The 22424-nt window shown below is 47.7% G+C and carries 16 protein-coding genes; 11 read left to right on the top strand and 5 right to left on the bottom strand.

Going from position 1 to position 22424, the window contains the following annotated elements; genetic code table 11:
• Positions 1-34 precede the first annotated feature (34 nt).
• Positions 35-1588, top strand: coding sequence for an MDR family MFS transporter (locus C170_RS17710; protein WP_036612421.1), 1554 nt, complete (start codon positions 35-37; stop codon positions 1586-1588).
• A 230-nt stretch (positions 1589-1818) separates the two neighbouring features.
• Here the strand turns inward: C170_RS17710 and C170_RS17705 are convergent, their stop codons facing one another.
• Entirely contained in the window at positions 1819-3252 is a 1434-nt protein-coding gene (locus C170_RS17705; RefSeq protein WP_036612419.1) for a VanW family protein, read from the bottom strand.
• A gap of 254 nt (positions 3253-3506) precedes the next feature.
• On the opposite strand from C170_RS17705, the gene ftsE reads away from it, so the two are divergent.
• The 5 genes from ftsE (at position 3507) to C170_RS17680 (ending at position 9569) form a co-directional block, all read left to right on the top strand.
• On the top strand, positions 3507-4193 hold the full coding sequence (gene ftsE, locus C170_RS17700) for a cell division ATP-binding protein FtsE (protein WP_024631580.1): 687 nt from the start codon (positions 3507-3509) through the stop codon (positions 4191-4193).
• A complete protein-coding gene (gene ftsX / locus C170_RS17695; RefSeq protein WP_036612410.1) occupies positions 4183-5100 on the top strand; it encodes a permease-like cell division protein FtsX in 918 nt (305 codons plus the stop codon). The genes ftsE and ftsX overlap by 11 nt, the downstream gene beginning before the upstream one ends.
• Positions 5101-5287: 187 nt before the next feature.
• Positions 5288-6568 carry a murein hydrolase activator EnvC family protein gene (locus tag C170_RS17690; protein ID WP_036612408.1) on the top strand — a complete coding sequence of 427 codons (1281 nt, stop codon included), beginning with the start codon at positions 5288-5290 and terminating at the stop codon, positions 6566-6568.
• A 135-nt stretch (positions 6569-6703) separates the two neighbouring features.
• Positions 6704-8176, top strand: coding sequence for a S41 family peptidase (locus C170_RS17685; protein WP_036612405.1), 1473 nt, complete (start codon positions 6704-6706; stop codon positions 8174-8176).
• A gap of 64 nt (positions 8177-8240) precedes the next feature.
• Positions 8241-9569 carry a PDZ domain-containing protein gene (locus C170_RS17680; RefSeq protein ID WP_036612403.1) on the top strand — a complete coding sequence of 443 codons (1329 nt, stop codon included), beginning with the start codon at positions 8241-8243 and terminating at the stop codon, positions 9567-9569.
• A 95-nt stretch (positions 9570-9664) separates the two neighbouring features.
• Here C170_RS17680 and C170_RS17675 read toward each other — a convergent pair whose 3' ends face one another.
• Together C170_RS17675 and C170_RS17670 are read right to left on the bottom strand one after the other, a co-directional pair.
• Entirely contained in the window at positions 9665-10354 is a 690-nt protein-coding gene (locus tag C170_RS17675) for a response regulator transcription factor (protein ID WP_051447266.1), read from the bottom strand.
• Positions 10355-10375: 21 nt separating this feature from the next.
• The gene (locus tag C170_RS17670; RefSeq protein WP_036612401.1) at positions 10376-11587 is read right to left on the bottom strand and encodes a sensor histidine kinase; all 1212 of its coding nucleotides are present in this window, start codon (positions 11585-11587) and stop codon (positions 10376-10378) included.
• Between the two features lie 211 nt (positions 11588-11798).
• Between C170_RS17670 and C170_RS17665 the strand changes: the two genes are divergently transcribed.
• Genes C170_RS17665 through C170_RS17655 form a run of 3 tightly spaced genes read left to right on the top strand, consistent with a single transcriptional unit; the run spans position 11799 to position 15114 of the window.
• Complete coding sequence (locus C170_RS17665) at positions 11799-12734, top strand: ABC transporter ATP-binding protein (RefSeq protein ID WP_036612398.1); 936 nt, start codon at positions 11799-11801, stop codon at positions 12732-12734.
• A 12-nt stretch (positions 12735-12746) separates the two neighbouring features.
• Complete coding sequence (locus tag C170_RS17660; RefSeq protein WP_036612396.1) at positions 12747-13943, top strand: ABC transporter permease; 1197 nt, start codon at positions 12747-12749, stop codon at positions 13941-13943.
• On the top strand, positions 13936-15114 hold the full coding sequence (locus C170_RS17655; RefSeq protein ID WP_036612393.1) for an ABC transporter permease: 1179 nt from the start codon (positions 13936-13938) through the stop codon (positions 15112-15114). Before C170_RS17660 ends, C170_RS17655 begins: the two co-directional genes overlap by 8 nt.
• 100 nt (positions 15115-15214) lie before the next feature.
• On the opposite strand, the gene C170_RS17650 is transcribed toward C170_RS17655, so the two are convergent.
• Together C170_RS17650 and C170_RS17645 are read right to left on the bottom strand one after the other, a co-directional pair.
• Entirely contained in the window at positions 15215-16057 is an 843-nt protein-coding gene (locus C170_RS17650) for a flagellar motor protein MotB (RefSeq protein ID WP_036612391.1), read from the bottom strand.
• Positions 16041-16838 carry a flagellar motor protein gene (locus tag C170_RS17645; protein WP_036612388.1) on the bottom strand — a complete coding sequence of 266 codons (798 nt, stop codon included), beginning with the start codon at positions 16836-16838 and terminating at the stop codon, positions 16041-16043. Before C170_RS17645 ends, C170_RS17650 begins: the two co-directional genes overlap by 17 nt.
• Before the next feature lie 169 nt (positions 16839-17007).
• On the opposite strand from C170_RS17645, the gene uvrB reads away from it, so the two are divergent.
• Both uvrB and uvrA read left to right on the top strand, forming a co-directional pair.
• The gene (gene uvrB, locus C170_RS17640) at positions 17008-18999 is read left to right on the top strand and encodes an excinuclease ABC subunit UvrB (protein WP_036612386.1); all 1992 of its coding nucleotides are present in this window, start codon (positions 17008-17010) and stop codon (positions 18997-18999) included.
• Positions 19000-19505: 506 nt separating this feature from the next.
• Positions 19506-22364, top strand: coding sequence for an excinuclease ABC subunit UvrA (gene uvrA, locus C170_RS17635; protein WP_036612384.1), 2859 nt, complete (start codon positions 19506-19508; stop codon positions 22362-22364).
• The last annotated feature ends 60 nt before the right edge of the window (positions 22365-22424 follow it).

Raw genomic sequence — 22424 nt, 5'->3', positions numbered from 1 at the left:
TATGAATAGAGCGTGAATGGAGAGATTGAGTACAATGGCTGCACGTAAAAACAGTATTGGATTGGTGCTGGCAGGGTTACTGCTCAGCATACTAATGGCTTCGATGGATAATACCATCGTGGCAACAGCTATGGGGGATATTGTCGGGAAGCTGGGTGGGCTCGACAAGTTCGTCTGGGTTACCTCCGCGTACATGGTGGCTGAGATGGCAGGGATGCCGATCTTCGGTAAGTTATCCGATATGTATGGACGGAAGAAGTTTTTTGTATTTGGTATTATTGTGTTTATGCTTGGCTCAGCGCTGTGCGGAACGGCAACGTCTATTGTGGAATTGACGATGTACAGAGCGATTCAAGGTATTGGTGCGGGGGCCCTGGTGCCGATTGCCTTTACGATCATGTTTGATGTCGTTGCACCAGAATCTCGTGGTAAATTGGGTGGATTGTTTGGAGCCGTCTTTGGCCTCTCCAGCGTATTCGGACCTCTGCTCGGTGCTTACATTACCCAGTATGCGACATGGGAATGGGTATTCTATATCAACCTGCCGCTAGGCTTGATTGCATTTGTGTTTATTGCGTTCTTCTATAAAGAATCCCATCAGCATCAATCCCAACAGATCGACTGGCTGGGTGCTGTAACACTGATCGGTGCTGTTGTGTGCCTGATCTTTGGTCTGGAACTGGGCGGCAAAACATTTGCCTGGGGTTCGTGGCAGATTCTTGGCTTGTTTGCCGGATTTGTAGCATTAGCGCTGCTCTTCCTTTTTGCAGAAACAAAAGCCAAAGAACCAATCATCTCCTTCAGCATGTTCCGCAACCGGGTCTACTGGTCCAGTAACGTTATTGGTATGTTCAGTGGTGCGGCGTTCATTACAGCATCCGTGTACATTCCGATCTTCATACAGGGGGTACTTGGTGGTAAAGCGACCAACTCCGGTCTTGTGCTGCTACCCATGATGCTTGGGTCCGTTGTGACAGCGTCCTTGGGCGGGGTGTTGATGACCAAAATCAAGTATCGTAATATCATGATCCCTACGTTAGCTTTACTTGTCATTGGACTTGGATTGCTGACCACACTGGATGAGAATTCTTCCCTTTGGACGATACGTATCTACATGGTGATGGTTGGTCTGGGTGTCGGTGCGTCGTTCTCTGTACTTAGCAATGCAGCCATGAATGCGTTTGAACCGCAAAGGCGCGGAGCAGCAAGCTCCACACTTAACTTTTTGCGGTCCCTCGGCATGACGATGGGCATTACGATCTTTGGTATCGTACAGAGCCAGGTATTTACGCGTAAAATGAACGATGCTCTCGCTGGTTCAGCTGCGGAAGCAGGTGGTGCTTCAGCGGGTGGCGTGCCGCAGGGAGTGGATCTGACCGATCCACATGCGTTGCTCTCACCAGAACTCAGACAGGCGATTCCGCCTCAGGTGCTGGATACCATCACACATGCCCTGTCCTCTTCCATCGTGCAGTTATTTGCCTGGGCTGTAATTCCGGCTGCACTCGCGTTGGTCGCTTCCTTCTTCATGGGAAAAGAGAAGATGGTCGTAGGGGAAGGGCAAGGCGAATACACAGGCGGTCACTAAACCGTAATGCAGTAAACCGTAAGCTACGGTAGTAAAGCTGATTGTAGCTTGATAAAACTCGAATAACTTATCTTGAAAATGTAGAGACACACTTCTCGCTTATCCCCAAAAGGGACGTGAAGTGTGTCTTTTTGTTTTCGTGTGATCAGCTTATGTTTATCCATGAATTACGGCAGGACCTTGTTTGTACCATTCCGTGATCTGTAAGTTGTCGGTTGCTTTGAAAAAAATTAAGGTTGTTTCGTATCGCTAATCCCGTCCTCGACCACAGAAGGCCCTTGCGGGTCAGGCAGGCTGCTATGACCGGAGCGGGCAATCAGGCGATTCTGAGCTTTGTACGTATCCCTTGTAATCGTTTTGGATTCGACCACTTTGCCGTCCAGCCTCTTGGTTCTTACCGTCTCCACAATATATCCAGGCTGTCCGTCTTGCAGCACCTGCTGTGCACCATCAGGCAGTACCGTACTGGACACATACTTTACCGGAACACTTAATGTTTCAATGGTGCGAGATTCAAGTGCATAGCTGACATTCTCCGGGAAGGTGCCGAAAAATTTCACCATCAATTGATGGTTCTTCACCTCTGCATGAATGAGTAAGGATTTTCCTGTATTGTTCTTGAAGCGAAAATTGATGGCTCCCGAGGCAAAGGTGGCATCCAGTCCTTTGGGCAAATATTTGACCGGCAGGGAATGGTTGCGACGCTCAATAATATCAAGACCCGTCAATAGCGCTGCGTTATACACCGTACTGGATACCTGACAGATTCCCCCGCCAATTCCGGGGGTTAGTCTGCCATTAACAATGACCGGGGCCTCACGAAACCCATACTCCTTTTCAGCTTGACGGACGACCTTCTCATAATCGAATGTGGCATTTGGTGGCAAAATCATGCCGTTAATCGCTTCCGCTGCTGCGCTGACATTATGTATCCGGCCTTCACTACTATTGCCCAGACCCGTGGAGAACTGGATGATCTTTCGGTCAATGCCTTCCTGGCGCAGCGAATCAAGAGTTACTTCGGGTTTCAGCGTATACAGTGGTACCTGGATCAGCAATGGGGCGGGTTTCTCATCCCGGTTCAGTACACTGAAATCCCTGTGCAGCTTCGTCTGAATGAGACTTGTGAGTGTATTCCAATCAATCCGGCGGACGCCCTTTTCCGGGATATACTGGACTTTGTCACTTGTGGTAATGCGGCGAACAGCGTCCGCAGGTGTACCGAAGGTTTCTTTTTCCCAGGCAGGGCTGAGATGTTCTTGGAGTGGTCTTGAGTTATAGGTCATATCGAGAGAGAACTCTTTCGGAAAATGATAACGTGCATAAGCGCGTTCCCACAGGTTACCTTCCTCCAGCTGCTGTATTGCGGACTCCAAGCTGTTAACGTTGTAACTCACCCCCACCTGAGCTGCGGTATACGACATCGTCTGGGGGTTGGGTTCAGTCACTTCAAAGGTGACAGGCCAGTCCTCCAGCTTTTGGATCTGTTCATCCAATTCATGCAATACGTTCTTACGATTCTTCCCCTCCACCAGCATCTCGCCAACATGAACGTTTTTGGGCAGGGCAGGTTGATTCACGTACATATACAGCAATCCATAAGACGCGGAGCCGATCAAGAGGATGGAGAATAGAACAATGACCGTCAAATGTATTTTTTTCATAACCGTACGCTCCTTTATACTTCGGTTGTTCCCGACTTTGTAACACTTTCTATATATATGATCCAATGCAGGAAAACTTTCGGGTACTCAATAGGTAACAAATTTGTTACAATAAACTTCATATGAATCCATGCTTCACCATTGAAACAGGAACGAAGTGGATTTTTTCCTGATGAAATTCAGGTCTTTTTAAAGGAAATGCCGGGATTGTGTCGAAATTATAATGGCTAACTATGCGAGCAGGAAGTGATGATGTGATAGAAATGCAGGACGTGTGGAAGACCTACGCCAATGGGACCCACGCATTACAAGGGGTGTCGGTGAAGATCGACCGCAATGAATTTGTCTATATCGTCGGTCCGTCCGGCGCAGGTAAATCAACATTTATGAAATTGATGTACAGAGAAGAAGTTCCGACCAAAGGACAAATATCCATTAACGGATTTAATATTGGTAAGTTGAAGCCAAGAAAGATTCCTTATGTGCGTCGTAACATCGGCGTTGTGTTCCAGGATTTTCGTCTGTTGCCACGGATGACAGCATTTGAGAATGTGGCATTTGCGATGGAAGTTATTGAAGCGCCGAAGCGTCATATCAAAAAACGGGTGATGGAAGTGCTCGACTTGGTGGGACTGCGGAGTAAGGCAAATCGTGAACCTTCACAGCTCTCGGGTGGAGAACAGCAGCGTATTGCTATTGCACGGGCTATCGTCAATAACCCGTCGGTTATTATCGCGGATGAACCTACAGGTAACCTCGATCCGGAGACGTCGTGGGGCATTATGCAACTGCTGGATGAGATTAATTTCCGGGGAACAACCATTGTTATGGCAACCCACAACAAAGATATCGTGAATACGATGCGTAAACGGGTAATCGCGATTGAACGTGGACAGATTGTACGGGATCAGATGAGAGGGGAATACGGTTATGAATTTTAGTACTCTCTTGCGCCATCTGCGGGAGGGATTCAAAAACGTATTCCGCAACGGCTGGATGTCCGTGGCCTCCATCATGTCCATCATTGTGTCGCTATTGATTCTTGGTGTGTTTATGTTACTGGTGCTCAATGTGAACTCCATGGCGAATCAAGTTGATAGCCAGGTGGAGATCAGCACGTTCCTCGAACTGAATGTGGACGAGAACCTGCGTAACACACTGGAGCAAGAAATCAGCGCGATGCCTGAAGTAAGTGAGATTCGTTTTGTTTCCAAGGAAGAAGGACTCAAGGAGTTCCGTGAGCGTCTTGGAGAGAGCGCAGATAACGTGCTTAGCGGTTTCGATGTGGACAACAACCCACTGCCGGAGACCATTGAAGTTGAGGTCATTGAACCGGAAACCGTCACTTTTGTGGCGCAAAAAATCGAAGCTTTGAACGAAAAACACCCGGAGAAGCCGATCATGAAAGTGAACTACGGCAAGGAAACGGTGGAAGTGTTGTTCAAATTTACGAAGCTTGTTCGTAACATCGGATTTATTTTTGTCGGGGGACTGGGTCTCATGTCCATGTTCCTGATCTCGAATACGATTCGCGTAACGATTCTGGCACGTCGCCGGGAGATCGGAATTATGAAGCTGGTTGGTGCAACCAATACCTTTATTCGCTGGCCTTTCTTTATTGAAGGTGCACTCATTGGATTTATTGGCTCGGTCATTACGGTTGGTGTGCTGTTTGTTGGATACAGCCAGTTGATGAAGACGATTGGTCAGGATGTCTTCATGCAGATGCTTAACTTGATTCCGCTCGGCGAAATCTGGGGGCTGTTTGGAACACTGTTGATCGGACTTGGTGTGCTGGTAGGTATTTTGGGAAGTACACTGTCCATTCGGAAATCACTCAACGTTTAATTTTGTTTTCAACGATCGAATTGCAGAATATGTCGAAAAGAATGGTAAAGCAGGTTCATTAATGGACGCTGTTTGACGATATGTAGGAAAGACGGAGTCTTTTAAGATTGAAGAAAGCAAAGAACATGCTGTTCACCACCTGTGCAGGTTGCTTTCTTGTGAAATCATAGGATGGGGGATCATCATTTTGAAAAAAACCGCTTCGCTGCTGGCCTTTACGTTATTGGCCAGTTTGACGCTTCAACCTTCTGACGGATATGCCAAGAGTAGCATCAGCGATATTGACCAACAGATTCAGCAACTGGAGAGCAAGGCGGCTTCTGCCAAGCAGGAGCAAAAAAAAGCGGCTTCCAACAAAAAGGAAGCACAGCATTACAAGAACAAAACCAACGCTTATCTGAAGGTTGTTATGGAACAGATCAATGTCGTTAGTGATGAACTGGCGAGTGTATCCTTGCAGATCGAGAACACGGAGGAAGATCTTCGTACAACGAAAAAAGATCTGCAAGCGGCAGAAGAACGCATTGTTGCAAGGGAAAAATTGTTGGAGTCACGCGTGCGCCTGATGTATACGGACGGTGCTGTATCCTATCTGGATGTATTGTTGTCCTCTACTAGCTTCACTGACTTCCTGACCCGTGCGGATTCACTCAAAACGATTGTGGATCAGGATCAGCATCTGCTGGATGAGCACAAAGCGGACAAGCAACTTGTCGTGGACAAAAAGGCAGAATTGGATGTGCAATATGCGGAAGCCAAGAGCCTGTATGCACAGAAGAAACAGCGTAAGTCCCAATTGAATGAAAAAGAAGCGGAAAAGCAAGTGCTTCTCGCTTCATATGATGCTAAAATTGAAGAGTCAGAAGAGCTGACACAAGAGCAGGAAGATGTATTAATGCAGATTGCCAGCAAACGTTCGGCACTTCTTCAAGAGAAAAATAAATTGCGTGAACAGCAGGCGGCTGCCGCAGCCAAAGCAAAAGCCGCAGCAGCGGCTCGGGCGAAAGCTGCAGCCAAGGCGCCTACTAGAGTGAGTTCGGATAGTAGCAGTGAGGTCACGTATTCATCCGGTAATGGTATCTTCTCAAGACCGGTATCTGGAGGACGTATTTCTTCTGGATTCGGCCCCCGTACCCATCCGATTACGGGCGTAGTGGGTAAAATGCATGCCGGTGTCGATTTTGCTGTTCCTCAGGGAACTTCGGTTCATGCTGCTTCTGGCGGAATCGTGATCATGGCTGAATGGTATAGCGGTTATGGTTATACGGTTATTGTGGACCACGGCGGTGGACTATGGACGTTATATGGTCACTTGCGCGAAGGTGGATTCAAAGTCAGCAAGGGAGATACAGTAAGCAAAGGGGATACCATTGCGGAGTCAGGAAATACAGGGAACTCTACTGGACCTCACTTGCACTTTGAAGTGAGAGACAACGGTACCGCTGTAAATCCGATGAACTATTTGTAATTATTGCTCCATCGTTCGAATGGAAAAAACATATTCCGTACAAGCTAGACATATACTAAGCTGGCATGTTTAGGGAATGGATTCTGGCAACAATGGAATCTGACACGCTTCAAAACTAAAGGCGGTGACAAACGGATGATGAAGAAAAGATCGGCGCTACTGCTTGTCATTGTGGGTCTCCTTGGCGGTAGTTTACTAACCCTGGTATTAATGACGTATCCGGGAATAGCGAGCCAGGCCACACCGGGCGAAGGTTTGCTGGCCAGTGTAACCGGTAATACACAGCAGAAGAACGATTTGAAGAAGATTGAAACCGCGATGGATTTGATCTCAAGCAACTATTATAAAGATGTGGATCAGACCAAATTGATTGACGGTGCGATCAACGGCATGATGGAATCCCTTGGTGATCCGTACTCCAACTATATGGGGCAGGAAACAGCTGCTCAGTTTGAAGAGTCGATCGAAGGTTCATTTACCGGTATTGGCGCAGAGGTATCCTCACAGGATGGAAACGTTGTTGTTGTTTCCCCGATCAAAGGATCACCTGCCGAGAAAGCGGGTATTCGTGCGAAAGACATGATTATGTCGGTAAACGGTGAATCCCTGCAAGGTTTGGAACTGAACAAGGCTGTTAACAAAATAAGAGGTCCAAAGGGCAGTGAAGCGAAGGTACAAGTCAAACGTGCTGGATCTTCAGAACTGATTGAATTTGTGATTGTACGGGATGACATTGATCTGGAGACCGTATATGCTCACATGGAGGATGGCGGAATTGGCGTTATTGCCATTACTCAATTCTCTTTGAATACAGGCGATCGCTTTAAGGAAGAGTTGGCGAAGCTTGAGAAGCAGAACATGAAAGGTCTGGTCATCGACGTACGGAATGACCCAGGCGGTGTATTGCAAGTTGTTATTGATATTGCTGAACAGTTTGTTCCTAAAGGCAAGGTTATTGTGCAAGTTGAAGACAAGAACGGCAAAAAGGAACAAAGCAAGTCCAATGGATCAGCCAAAGCTTACCCAGTCACAGTCCTGATGAACAAAGGCAGTGCGAGTGCGTCGGAGATTTTGGCCGGTGCATTACAACAGTCAGCAGGTGCTAAGTTGATTGGTGAAAACTCCTTTGGTAAAGGAACCGTCCAGACGAGTTATGACAAGCAGATGGGTGATGGCAGCTTGCTGAAGATCACTATTGCCAAGTGGCTCACTCCGAACGGAGACTGGATTCATGAAAAAGGAATCAAACCGGATATTGCGGTAGACCAGCCGGATTATTTCTCGGTGGCACCGATTAACAAAGAGAAGTTACCACTGAAATATGACAGCAATAGCTCGGATGTGAAAAGTGCGCAGACGATGCTGAGAGGACTCGATTTCAAACCGGATCGTGTGGATGGATACTACGACCAGAAGACGGAAGAAGCGGTCAAGGCATTCCAGAAGCAAAAAGGCATTCAGGCTACAGGCCAGATTGACGAGAAAACCGCTGAATCACTGGAAGCGGCTCTGATTGAACGTATTGCCAATCCTCAATATGATGCACAGCTGAAACGCGCGATCGAAAATGTCTCGAAGGATATTTCGTCCGCTGTGTCGAAGCCATAAAGAAGGCTGATTTTCAGCCTTCTTTTTTTCTGAACCGGCTGAAAGAGAGGGGTGACCGACCACAATGGAATGGGTATGGCCGTGGTTAACTACATTAGGGGAAGCTTTGTTGCAGTTGTTTATTCAGCCGTTTTATTATATTGCGGTGATCCTGATTGCGCTGATCTATCATCGTCAGTTACTGCAGGAGCGTAAATTGTTTCATGTCCGTTTGCAAAGCTCGATAACACAGACGATTCGTGCGGTGCTCGGAGGCATACTCATCGGTAGCATCGTCTCGATTGTATCCCTATTCCTCGGTGCACATCTTACACTGGGAAGCCTGATATGCATATGGGCTGCAACATTAATTCTATCCTTGTTCCGTATCCGGTATCTGTGCTTTGCTTATGCGGCCGGGTTACTGGGTGTGCTGCAATTTGGTTTGAATGTGGCTTCAGGCTGGCAACCATCGGGTTGGATGGGCACTATCACGGAAACGCTACGTACCCTGGATATGCCTGCACTGCTTGTCCTGGCTGCCCTTCTACATATGGGTGAAGCCTTGTTGGTACGCATGCAGGGGGTATCGATGGCATCCCCACTTCTCTTCGAGGGAAAACGTGGGAAACTGGTTGGGGGATATCAACTGCAACAGTTCTGGGCCATTCCTCTATTGATTCTTGTCCCAGTCACAGGTAGTGGCGCGGAGCTGGCTTGGAATCCACTGATGAATGCAGGTCATAGTTACATGCTGGTTGCGTTGCCGATTATGCTCGGATTTGGTGAGATAACGCAGAGTATGCTTCCGGGACAAAAGGTACAGATCTCATCCAAGCGGTTGATGATATACGGGGCAACATTGCTTGTGTTCAGTTTGCTTGCTGCCTGGTGGTCTCCACTCATGGTGGTTGCTGCGCTGATTGCATTTATTGGACATGAATTTCTGGTATGGTACAGCGCGTTTGAAGAGCAAAACCGCAGTCCGGTATTTGTCCATCCGCAGCATGGGTTGAAGGTATTGGCTGTTATTCCGGAGAGCCCTGCGGCAGATTTGGGGATTGAAGCAGGTGAGACATTGTACAAGGTGAATGGTAAGTTGGTTCATTCACCGGAAGAGTTACATCGTGCCCTGCGGATGAACCCGGCCTTTTGCAAACTTGAGGTGCGAAATCACCAGGGAGAAAGCAAGTTCATGCAACGAGCGATCTATGAAGGGGAGCATCATCAGCTTGGTGTCATTATGGCACCGGACAATCACGAGGTCTGGGCGATTCGGTTACGTCCACTGACGTTGTTCCATATCATCAACCTCAAATTGTTTGCCCGTCTGAAAAAACCACAAAGGGATGAAGCTCCCTTGGCGTTACCGCCAGCCCCTGTGGGCAGTGATAAAGGGTCCATAGAGATGTAACAACTAAGCATACGTGATGAAGTATGTTGCATAAATCAAGCAATGAAAAAGGTATTTCCGAGCGCCGTCACAGGCAAGGGAAATACCTTTTTTTGTTATTGTTTTAACATAAAGATGGCGATTTGGGTTCGATCACGCAAGCTCAGCTTGCCGAGAATATCCGTGACGTAGTTTTTGACCGTGCCTTCACTGAGGAACAGTTTGGCGGCAATTTCTTTATTGGATAATCCCTCCGATATGGCCCCGGCAACCGCCAGCTCCATACGTGTCAGTCCATAGGCTTCGATTGGATTCTGTGTCAGGGGAGTCGTAGCAGGACGAAGAAGTCCTGTTAGCTTGCGAGCAATATCCGGATGAATTAACATATCACCGTTATGTACGGTCTTAATGCCTTGAATGATCCGCTCAGGCGGGACATTTTTGAGCAAATATCCACTTGCTCCATTCTGTAATGCCTGAATGATATACTCGTCATCGTCAAACGTAGTCAGCATGAGTACCTGGATTTCAGGAAAACGTACCTTGATAAGTTGTGTGCCTTCCACTCCGTCACATTCCGGCATCCGAATATCCATCAACACCACGTCCGCAGGCGTTCCTGCTTCAAGCAATGCCAACGCTTCCTGTCCATTTGAGGCTGTGCCTGTAACGCGAATGCCGGAGCCGAGTCCGAGCAGCACTTTCAGGCTCTCACGAATGAAGTAATCATCGTCTGCGAGAATCAGCCGAATAAGTGGGAGCTGGCCTGAATCATTCTTGTTGTTCACATCAATACGTTCGGACATGAGAACATTCACTTCCTTTTTTCAGAGTATATCAACTTTGTTCGTTAATGGAATGCGTGTAATCACTGTATACGGATAAGCCGATTGAATCTCCAAGGTTCCTCCCACCATTTGTGTGCGCAGAAGCATACCTTCCTGTCCTATGCCATTTCGCTTGGAAGAAGGAGGATTGATTTTGCCATCATTACTTACACTCATACGGACTTCCTGATCCCCAAATACCAGCTCTACTGTGATTGAAGAAGCATTTCCGTGTCGCAGGGCATTGGTCAAGGCTTCTTTGGCATTTTTGTATAAGACAATCTGTATGCTGGGATACAGCACATGGGATGGGCCATGAACCTCATAATTTGTCTTCACGCCGGTATCTCTACCGACTTCCTCTAGGAGATGATCCAGGGCGTAGGCTTCGGATGCATAGGAATTAGGTTGCAGTTTGTGCAGTGTGCTGCGCATATCATCCATACTATCGGCCAATTGATCGCGAATCTGTCGCACCATTTCCGTTCCTTGTTCCATATCGAGGGGGAGGGTCAACAGGGCGGCTTCCGACATCATTTTGGTGCGAATCAGTCGATGCCCGATATCATCATGAAGCTGTCTGGAGATACGAGTGCGTTCCTCTGCCTGAGCTACTCCTTCAAATTGCTTTGTAAATAACAGCAGCTGCGCACGAGTTTCTTGTAGCTCGTAATGTTTGCTGCGAAGTTCGTCATAGACTTGTTCCAGTTGTCCGCGGCTGCTCGCCGTTCTTGATCCCTGCCAGGACAGAGCCGCTGTGATGAGCAGAAGCAGGTTGCCAAGAACCATCGCAGTTGTCTCTGCGGTGAGTAATGTAGTGGCGGTTGTATTTAGTGTGGTTAACCCTCGCTGCGGTGCCTGTGGGACAGCATAATGCCAATGCAAAGCGACATTGTTAGTGACAAGCTGAATTGCAAACGTCAACCATCTCCGACTTCCCTCCAGTCTGTATATATACACGTAGAGCACGGATAGAGAGAGGAAAAACATAAATGGTCCATACGAAGCAATCAACCAGCAACTCCAGAGTATTTCGGCCAGCAGCAACAGCCATTGCTGTGTACTTGAACGGTTAAAATCTTTCCACACGGAGAGTCCAAGCGCGATGATGATATACAAGGTGTAGACGGCTTCATTTTCCAAGGGCAGCATCAACAGGTACAGCACTGCTGGAACGATAATTAATCCGTATTGCAGAAACCGCATTGGCATATGTAAATGACATCCTTTATATAAAAAGTGGAATAGAAAATCTCTTGGTAATGCGCCCTTGATTATACCATAAGCAGCATTCGAATCAGGAGATGACTTAAGTCACCTTCGATTCATGACTTTTTGTACCTTCGCTACAGATTGCGATCCGTTACAATAAAATTATGAAATCCAGCGGCGAAGGCCGAAACGGAAAAGGGGCGTAAAAGGGATGGGCATACTTGAAGTGGATCATGTAGTAAAACGATACGGCAGCAAGCTGTCCGTGGATCATTTGAACCTTAGTGTTGGCAAAGGCGAGATTTTTGGATTGCTTGGTCCCAATGGAGCAGGAAAAAGTACGACCATCAGCATGATTGCAGGGCTCCTTAATATGGATCAGGGTGAGATCAGATTAGATGGGATCTCGGTCAAGGAGCGACCGCTTGAAGTAAAGCGCAAGATCGGACTCGTTCCGCAGGATCTGGCTTTATACGAAACCATGTCTGCTGCGGAGAATGTGACCTTTTTTGCCAGACTGTATGGACTGCGTGGAAAACTGCTTAAGGAAAGAGTCCAGGAGTCCCTTGAATTTGTAGGGTTGCAGGATAAAGCAAAGGATGCCCCCTCGACCTTCTCTGGTGGTATGAAACGCAGGTTAAACATCGCATGTGCGATTACACATCGCCCGGATCTAATTATCATGGACGAACCGACAGTTGGCATTGATCCGCAATCTCGGAATCATATTCTTGAATCGGTACGGACACTCAACAAGATGGGTTCAACGATCATATATACAAGTCATTACATGGAGGAAGTGGCTGCGATTAGTCACCGGGTTGCGATTATGGATCAGGGGCGAATTATTGCCTGTGGGACTGAAGCAGAGCTGAGAGAACGTGTAGCATCGGAGGAAAAAGTAGTGCTCTCCACTTCCGGTATCGGTCCCGACGTCGTGGAAGAACTGAAACTTCACCCCCGTGTGCGGATGGTAGACGTTTCAGAGAATACACTGACCATTACGCTGCCTTCGGCACAGCAGGATCTGCAGGATCTGCTCTTCATTTGCAGCAAACATGAAGTAGCGATTCAGTCGCTCAAGGTTGAAGAGCCGGATCTGGAAACGTTGTTCCTCAATCTGACCGGGCGTACGCTTCGGGACTAGGGGGAGCAAGAGATGAATATATGGCATATTTGCATCTTTGAATTAAGGCGTATTCTTAAGATTCGATCTGTAGTGTTAAACCTGTTCATTCTGCCGTTGTTACTGATTTTTATATTGGGCACGGCACTTTCCAGTACGATGGGTACGGCGGATGATGTTATTCCAGATACTGTACGTGTGGGAATTATCCATTTGAATACTGAATCTGGTGGAGGATCAAGTACGCTTAATCAAGCGCTGGATACATTCGTTAAATCCCCGGAAGTAGCTGAGATGGTCAAGGTGCAGAACTTTACGACAGAAGAAGAGGCCGTTCATGCGTTGCGTACCGGCAAGCTGGACTTTGCTGTAATGATTCCTTCGGATTTTGAGCAAAACGTGATGATGGGGAAAGAGGCCAGATTACAGTGGATACGAGGAAAGGACAACACACTTAATACCTTGGGTGAAACATTGTTCACACGTTTTACGGATGAATGGAACCGACAGATGGCGATTACCAAAGTACTCGGTCCGGAAGTGATTGCTGCCATGGCCTCTGCTTCGGAGTCTGGTACGGCGAATTCCACCTCCATTGCTGTCACTAATCCCGGTAAGACAGGTACGGCGTATAGTGCCTCCCAATACTATGCAGCTTCCATGCTGGCGATGTTCATGTTGTACTCAGGCATGACAACCAGTACCAGTCTTTTTGGAGAGCGTGATAACAAAACGTTAATTCGCCTTCAGGCTGCGCCTATAGGTAATGGAGTTATTTTCGCTGGCAAAATTGCAGGTAATAGTCTACTCGCTTTCTTACAGGCAACAACGATCATACTTATGACGTATTGGTTCTACGGTGTAGATTGGGGAACGCATCCTTGGTATATTGTGCTCACTTGTGTATGTATCACATTGGCATCCATGACCCTTGGCGTGATCGTGGCATTGGTATGCAAAAGCACGGCATCGGCCAGTGCAACCTTACAAGGTATCATCGTTGCCATGACATTCATTAGCGGTGGGTTCATGCCCATTCCGATTGATTTTGTACAACGGCTTAGCCAATTTACGGTTAACCACTGGGCACTCCAGAGTTTTCTGAGAATGATGCTGGATGCACCTTTACGAGAGATTGTATACAACATTCTAATGTTAGGCGTGGTATGCGCTGTATTACTGTTCATCTCAGGAATGATCTATAGAAAGGCAGGATACCGATATGAATAGTCTACACATCGCCTGGTTGATGATTAGACGTACACTTGGCCGTAAAATGGGCTTCATTACGTTTCTGCTTCTACCTTGCCTGGTGATTACAGGAGCGGTTGCTCTTTTTGGAAGCGATCAGATTACACGTACTGTTATTCCCTATGTGAATGAGGATGGAGGGGTGGCAGGGACATGGATGATTCATGAACTTGCTGGCAAAGAGGAGTATCTGCTCAAACCGATGACAAACGAAGCAGAAGTGAAGGAAGCCATCGCTCAGCAAAAAGGAAGTTCTGGCATCATCATTCCGGCACATTATACGGAGGATCTGTTACAAGGAAAGCCAACCGAAATTCAATTGGTGGAACTGCGTATAAGTGAAAGTTCCTATACCCTACGAGCAGCAGTTGAAGGTTTGACGAGCGGATTGTTACAATCCGCTTCAGCTGTTAAGGTGGCGGCAGGTCCTGTCTCAAGTGAGACGGACATACTATCGAGTACACAGAAGCCATTTGAACAGCTTTTACAGGAGATAGGAAAACATCAAGTTGCTGGTGAAGTCACCGATTTGCAGATCTATCCCAAGCCAGGCCTAAACAATGTGACTGGATTTACAATCATGTTTATGATGGGGCTGCTGACCAGTGCAGTGGCTGTGATAATGGAAGATCGCAGGAAACGTACGATGGCCAGAGTATATACGGCACCCGTCCGTGCATATGAGATTACGCTGGGTAACTTCCTCGGCAGCTTTGTCATTGGCTTGATTCAGATTGTTCTCGTTTTGGGAGTCAGCAGGTGGCTGCTGCATTATGATGCCGGTATTCCTTTTGGCATTCATTTCATCATCTTGGCCGCATTCATGCTGGTCTCCATGGGAATCGCAAGTACCGTGGCAGGATTAATCCGTAATCCCAAAAATGCCAACATGCTGAATTCACTCGTCATTATGCCAACTTGCATGATAGGTGGTTGTTTCTGGCCGATCTCGTTGATGCCGGATTATATGCAAAAGCTCGCCAACTTTGTTCCACAGAAATGGGCGATTCAGGCGGTGGAGACGATCTCTGCTGGCGGTACATTGTCGGATATCACATTGCCACTATTGATTTTGTTTGGCATGGCTGCCATTTTGCTGACTGTAGGCTCTGCGATTCTACGCCCTAGCCAGCCAGGAGTAGAGGCATAAGGTAATACGACATAAAAGAAAGCACGCTCTGCTGAATTGAATTCAGTTAGAGCGTGCTTTCTTTGCATAAGTAATGATGCATTATGGGAGATATTGATGATTAAGGTTGGAGTTGACGCAGGACCGTTATTTCAACCCGACGGTTCTTTTGTCTTCCGGCGGCAGTGGTGTTGTCACCCGTTGGGCGAGTATCCGCATATCCGGCATACTGGAAGCCGTCCGGGTTAAGTTTCTCTGTATCCAAAAAGAATCGTAATACAGACAGTGCACGTTCTCCAGAAAGTTCCCAGTTGTCTTTGTACGTGGAGTTGGCCCCGACCGGAATATTGTCCGTATGTCCTTCGATGCTGACAACGGTATTCAGATCACGGAACAGGCTGGCAAGTTTACTGAGCGTTGGTGCTGCACCATCCTTTAGAGCGGCCTGTCCCTGATCAAACAGGAAGCGGTCACTGAGGGTAATGGATAGGCCCTGTGGCTTGTCCGCAACAAAAATCTGATTTTCCAGTTTATTATCCTCGATATATTGGGTAATCACATTGAACAGATTTTGCAATTCCTGCTCCTGTGATCTGAACTGTTCTTCCCGTTCTGTGAGGGGCTTGTTGTCATCATCTGGTGTTGCAGTCCCGGTATCGGAAGGGTTTCCTTCACCTTTTGAAGGATCTTCACCCTGCACCTCGGATGGTGGAGTCTCTGTAATCGTTTGACCGGGTTTCTCGCCGAGTCCCTCACCAAGCTCAAGGATAGAGTCGGACGCATTAAATGTATTTTGTAACGATTGAGTAACGACGTCATATTTACCGGAATCGAGATTGCTCATGGCATACATGATGACAAAAAAGATCAAAAGCAGCGTTATGAGATCGGCATAAGTAATCATCCAGCGATCCCGATGATCGATAGTTTCACGTTTTCCGCGCCGTTTACTGCGCCGACTCATCCAATCCCTCCTTTGCTAGGGGGCGTATATGCTGACGATGCGTAAGGGTGAAGGACTCCAGTCTTTTGCGTACAAGCTGGGGATTCTCACCGTTCTGAATGGCAAGTACACCTTCGAGAAGCATTTCCATGGTCTGAACTTCGTCGGCACCTCTGGATTTGATCTTGGAGGCAATGGGCAAAAAGATAAGATTGGCACTGGCGACCCCATACAGGGTTGCGGTAAAGGCAACAGCAATGGCAGGTCCGAGTCCTGTGGGATCGGTCAAACTGCCAAGGACCTGAATAAGTCCCATCACGGTTCCGATGATCCCCATGGTTGGAGCGTACCCACCAGCGGATTCGAATATTTTGGCATAACCCTCATGTTTTTGTTCAATCGAGTCAATTTCCATCTCCAGGATCTGGCGAACCACATCCTGATCGGTACCATCAACAACCATCTGAATACCGTCTTGCAAAAATGGATGCGGATGATCCATAACCTTGCGTTCCAATGCAAGTACACCTGAGCGGCGTGCGATTGAAGACATCTCCACCAGTTCTTCAACCCACAAGCCTGAATCATTATTGTTACGTCCAAAAGCCATACGCAGAGCAGCTGGAATCGTACGAAGGCGATGCGCCGGGAAACTGGCAACCACAGCAGCAATCGTTCCACCGAATACAATTAAAGCAGCCGTTTTTTGCAGGAGACCAGACAATTGGCCGCCTTCCCACAAAAAACCGCTAATGACTGCGGCAATTCCGGCAATAATACCGATAAGTGTCGCAATATCCATAAATTAACCCACTCCTATCTTCATTTCACGTTTGCATCACTAAAACGAACGAGGTATAATTAAACGGGAACAAATATTCCTATTACTATAAGTTTTCCCATATGAAAATTCGGGGAACTTCGACAATATATAGTGACTATTATTTTAGACGATAGGGTGAGATACGGCAATGAGCGATATTATAATGAGCGACAAAACGTTCGAAATCGAGTCAGAGTTTTCTCCCCAAGGTGATCAGCCTGCAGCCATTATAGAATTGGTGAAGGGTGTTCAGGAGGGGAAGAGATACCAGACACTGCTGGGTGCAACGGGTACGGGTAAGACGTTTACGATAGCCCAGACGATAGCCCAACTGCAACGTCCGACGCTGATTATTGCACACAATAAAACGTTGGCAGCGCAGCTTGCAAGTGAGTTCAAAGATTTTTTTCCTAATAACATGGTTGAGTATTTCGTCAGTTATTACGATTATTTTCAGCCAGAAGCATATATCCCGTCCTCCGATACGTATATCGAGAAGGATTCAAGTATTAATGAAGAGATCGACAAACTGCGGCACGCAGCGACAAGTTCGTTGTTTGAGCGCAGGGACGTCATCATTGTAGCGAGTGTTTCCTGCATTTATGGTTTGGGTTCACCGCACTCGTATTCAAGCATGTTGCTGTCACTTCGGGTAGGCATGGAGAAACCGCGCAATCAGATTTTGTCCCGTCTGGTAGAGATCCAGTATCAGCGGAACGATATTAACTTTGTGCGGGGTACATTCCGTGTTCGTGGGGATGTTGTTGAGATTTTCCCTGCTTCCAAGGGTGAACATGCAATTCGGGTTGAATTGTTTGGTGATGAGATCGAGAAAATTACGGAGATTGATGTGTTAACCGGAGAACTGATTGGTGAACGTGAACATATTGCCATCTTCCCGGCGTCTCACTTCGTAACGCAAGAAGAGACAATGAAGGTTGCGCTGGTGAACATTGAGCGTGAACTGGAGGAGCGTCTTGAAGTGTTGCGTGAACAGGGGAAACTGCTGGAGGCTCAGCGACTGGAGCAGCGCACACGGTATGATATCGAGATGATGAAGGAAGTTGGATTCTGTTCGGGGATTGAGAACTATTCCGGTCCGCTGACTTTCCGCGAACGCGGCGATACCCCATACACACTGATGGATTACTTCCCGGATGACATGTTGATCGTGGTCGATGAGTCTCACGTGACTCTGCCACAGATCCGTGCGATGTACAATGGTGACCAGGCGCGGAAGACGGTATTGGTTGAGCATGGTTTCCGTCTGCCGTCAGCGCTGGATAATCGTCCACTCAAATTCGATGAGTTCGAAGGCAAGATGGATCAGATCATCTATGTATCGGCTACACCAGGCCCGTATGAGATCGAGCATACCGATACGATGGTGCAACAGATTATCCGTCCAACCGGACTGCTTGATCCAATCATTGAACTGCGTCCAACAAAGGGGCAGATCGATGACTTGATTGGTGAGATTAACGACCGGATTGCCAAAGACGAGCGTGTGTTGATTACAACATTAACGAAGAAGATGTCCGAGGACCTGACGGATTATCTGAAGGAAGTTGGAATCAAAGTTCGTTATCTGCACTCTGAGATCAAGACGTTGGAACGGATGGCGATTTTACGTGATTTAAGATTGGGTGTTTTCCATGTCCTAATCGGAATCAACTTGCTCCGGGAAGGTCTCGATCTGCCCGAAGTATCCCTCGTCGCTATATTGGATGCTGATAAGGAAGGATTCCTGCGTTCCGAACGCTCACTGATCCAAACGATTGGTCGTGCGGCACGGAACAGCGAGGGTCGTGTTATTCTATACGGTGACAAAGTAACGGATTCGATGGATAAAGCAATAAAGGAAACAGAGCGTCGTCGTGCAATCCAGATCGAGTACAACGAGAAACATGGAATTACACCACAGACGATTCGTAAAAAAGTGCGTGATGTAATAGAGGCAACCAAAGTTGCCGAATCCAAGAAAGACTATCTCACAGGCGCAGCCGAGAAGATGTCGAAGAAAGATCGCCAGGCGCTTATTCAGCGCCTAGAGGTAGAGATGAAAGATGCAGCCAAAAACCTGCAGTTTGAGCGTGCTGCCGAGCTTCGCGATGCGTTGCTGGAACTTCGCGCTGAATAAGATACAGCTCATTCATATGCTCCGGTAAAGATGGATCTGTAACAAGAGAACGGCCAATTGGCCGTTCTCTTGTTGAGTAAGGAAATCGTTGATATCTACCGATAATAAGAGATGTTGAAATCTTGAATTCAGGTCTATACTGATAGAAATGTTGAAATTGGTTAAAAGGTTTATAGGAAAGCAATTGGGAGTCGAGAGTGCCCCAGTGTTGACCTCGGAGCCGAGCCAAAGGCAATGGCGACCCTGTCGCGACCAGGGCGAAGCCGAGAGCGTCACCTCGCAGTAGAGCGGCCACATAAGGTTCCGGCAATGAGCCGGAACCTTATGTGGAGCCGCGGGCACACGACAACCCTTCACATAGCAAGACCCGACCCCTCACCGTTGCACCGCTTGTTTCGGGTGTCCAGAGGGCTGCGCCCTCTGGGGCCCTCCCTTGGAAGGGAGGGTTTGGGAGGGATCGAAAAGCTTTAAAGGTTTGGATTAACACACTGAGAGGATGAATACTATTGGCGAGCGATAACATTGTCATTAAAGGCGCACGAGCGCATAACCTGAAAAATATCGACATTACCATCCCGCGTGACCGCTTTGTTGTATTGACCGGCCTGAGTGGCTCAGGCAAGTCCTCGCTGGCTTTTGACACCATCTATGCCGAAGGACAGCGGCGTTATGTAGAATCATTGTCAGCTTACGCACGGCAGTTTCTGGGACAGATGGAGAAACCGGATGTGGATTCCATCGAAGGATTATCTCCTGCCATTTCAATAGATCAGAAAACAACAAGCCGTAACCCGCGTTCCACAGTAGGAACCGTGACCGAAATTTATGATTACCTGCGTCTATTATTTGCACGTGTGGGTCATCCGCATTGCCCAGACCACGGCGTAGAGATCAGTTCCCAAACCGTAGAACAAATGGTTGACCGCATTATGCAATACCCGGAGCGTACCCGGCTACAAATATTGGCACCCATTATCTCTGGTCGTAAGGGTGAGCACAAAAGTGTATTTGCCGATGTGTCCAAGCAGGGCTTTGTCCGTGTACGGGTGAACGGGGAACTGCGTGACCTCTCAGAAGATATTCAATTGGAGAAAAATAAAAAGCATACGATTGAAGTGGTCGTTGACCGGATCGTTGTTAAGGATGATGTACAGGCGCGTCTGGCGGACTCCATTGAAACGGCACTTAATTTGTCCGGTGGACAACTCCTGGTGGACATTATGGGCGAAGAAGAGCTGCGCTTTAGTTCCAACTTTGCCTGCCCGGTGTGCGGATTCAGTATTGAAGAGCTGGCACCACGGATGTTCTCATTTAACAGCCCTTTCGGGGCTTGCCCGGATTGTGATGGGTTGGGTGTCAAAATGATTGTTGACCCTGATCTTCTCGTACCGGATCGGACTAAGACCATCGAAGATGGAGCTTTTGATGCTTGGACAGGTGGCACATCCACCTATTATCCTCAGTTCCTGAAGTCAGTATGTGAGCACTTCAACATTCCGCAAAATGTACCTGTCGAAGATCTGCCAGCTGAGCAGATGAACAAGTTGTTACAGGGTACAGGTACGGAGAAAATCCGTTTCCGGTATGAGAATGATTTTGGACAACGGAAGGAAGCACTGGTTACCTTTGAAGGTATTGTGAATAATCTGGAGCGTCGTTACCGGGATACAGCATCTGAAGGCATCCGTGAGTTTATTGAGGGTTACATGAGTGCGAAGCCTTGTGGTACATGTAAAGGTCAGCGTCTGAAACGGGAAAGTCTCGCAGTTACGATTAATGATCACAACATGGCGTATGTGACTAGTTTGTCCATTGGTGAAGCTGGCCGATTCTTCGATTCATTGGAATTGTCGGAGAAAGAGCAGACGATTGCCAAGCTTATTCTGAAAGAAATCAACAGTCGTCTCGGCTTCCTGGTGAATGTTGGTCTGGATTATCTTACACTGAGTCGTGCTGCCGGAACATTGTCAGGTGGGGAAGCTCAGCGAATCAGACTGGCCACACAGATTGGTTCCAGCCTGATGGGTGTGCTGTATATTCTCGATGAGCCAAGTATTGGCTTGCATCAACGGGATAATGACCGTCTGATTTCAACCCTTGCGCATATGCGGGATATTGGTAACACATTGATCGTGGTTGAACATGATGAGGACACGATGATGGCTGCCGACTATATTATTGATATTGGCCCGGGTGCAGGTATCCACGGAGGTACCATTATGTCACAGGGTACACCGGAGGAGATCATGAACGATGAGAACTCATTAACCGGTCAATATCTGAGTGGTCGCAAATTCATTCCTATTCGTGCAGAACGTAGAAGTGTAGGAGACCGCTGGCTGGAAGTACGCGGAGCCAAAGAAAATAACCTGAAGAATCTGAATGTGAAGATTCCTGTAGGTGTATTTACTGCGGTAACGGGTGTGTCTGGCTCAGGTAAATCCACATTGATCAATGAGATCCTCTACAAAACGCTGGCACGTGATCTGAACCGTGCTCGGGTGCGCCCGGGTCAACATAAAGAGATTCGTGGTCTGGAGCATATCGATAAAGTTATCGATATTGACCAGTCACCAATCGGGCGGACACCACGTTCCAACCCGGCTACGTATACAGGTGTCTTTGATGATATCCGGGATCTGTTTGCTCAGACGAACGAAGCCAAGGTACGTGGATACAAGAAAGGCCGATTCAGCTTTAATATCAAAGGTGGACGTTGTGAAGCCTGCCGTGGAGACGGTATTATCAAAATCGAGATGCACTTCTTGCCGGACGTTTATGTCCCTTGTGAAGTCTGCAAAGGCAAACGATACAACCGGGAAACACTTGAAGTGAAATATAAAAACAGAAATATTTCCGATGTGCTGGAAATGACGGTTGAAGATGCAACCCAATTCTTCGAGAACATTCCGAAGATCCATCGCAAAATGCAGACGCTGATGGATGTGGGATTGGGTTATATCAATCTGGGACAACCTGCAACCACATTGTCTGGTGGTGAAGCCCAGCGTGTGAAGCTTGCTTCTGAGCTGTATCGCCGCAGTACAGGGAAAACCATCTACATCCTCGATGAACCGACTACCGGTTTGCATGTCGATGATATCGACCGTTTGCTGAACGTGTTGCACCGTCTGGTTGATTCCGGGGAATCGGTGTTAGTGATCGAGCATAACCTGGATGTGATCAAAACGGCAGACTATGTTGTTGATTTGGGTCCAGAAGGCGGTAGCGGTGGAGGTACCATTGTTGCAACCGGAACACCTGAGGATATCGTTAAAGTGGAAGCTTCTTATACCGGCAAGTACTTGAAGCCGGTTCTGGAGCGGGATACCGAGCGGAGCAAGGCACTGCAGTTGGTGGACTAAGGTCCTCTAACCAGTAGTTATATCAATATGAAGTGGCAGTATTGGCCCTTCTTCTCGAAA

It is taken from the genome of Paenibacillus sp. FSL H7-689, assembly GCF_000517905.1.
GTDB lineage: Bacteria > Bacillota > Bacilli > Paenibacillales > Paenibacillaceae > Paenibacillus > Paenibacillus amylolyticus.
The sequence above is the reverse complement of the archived record's forward strand: the minus strand, read 5'-3'. Positions and strand labels throughout refer to the sequence as shown.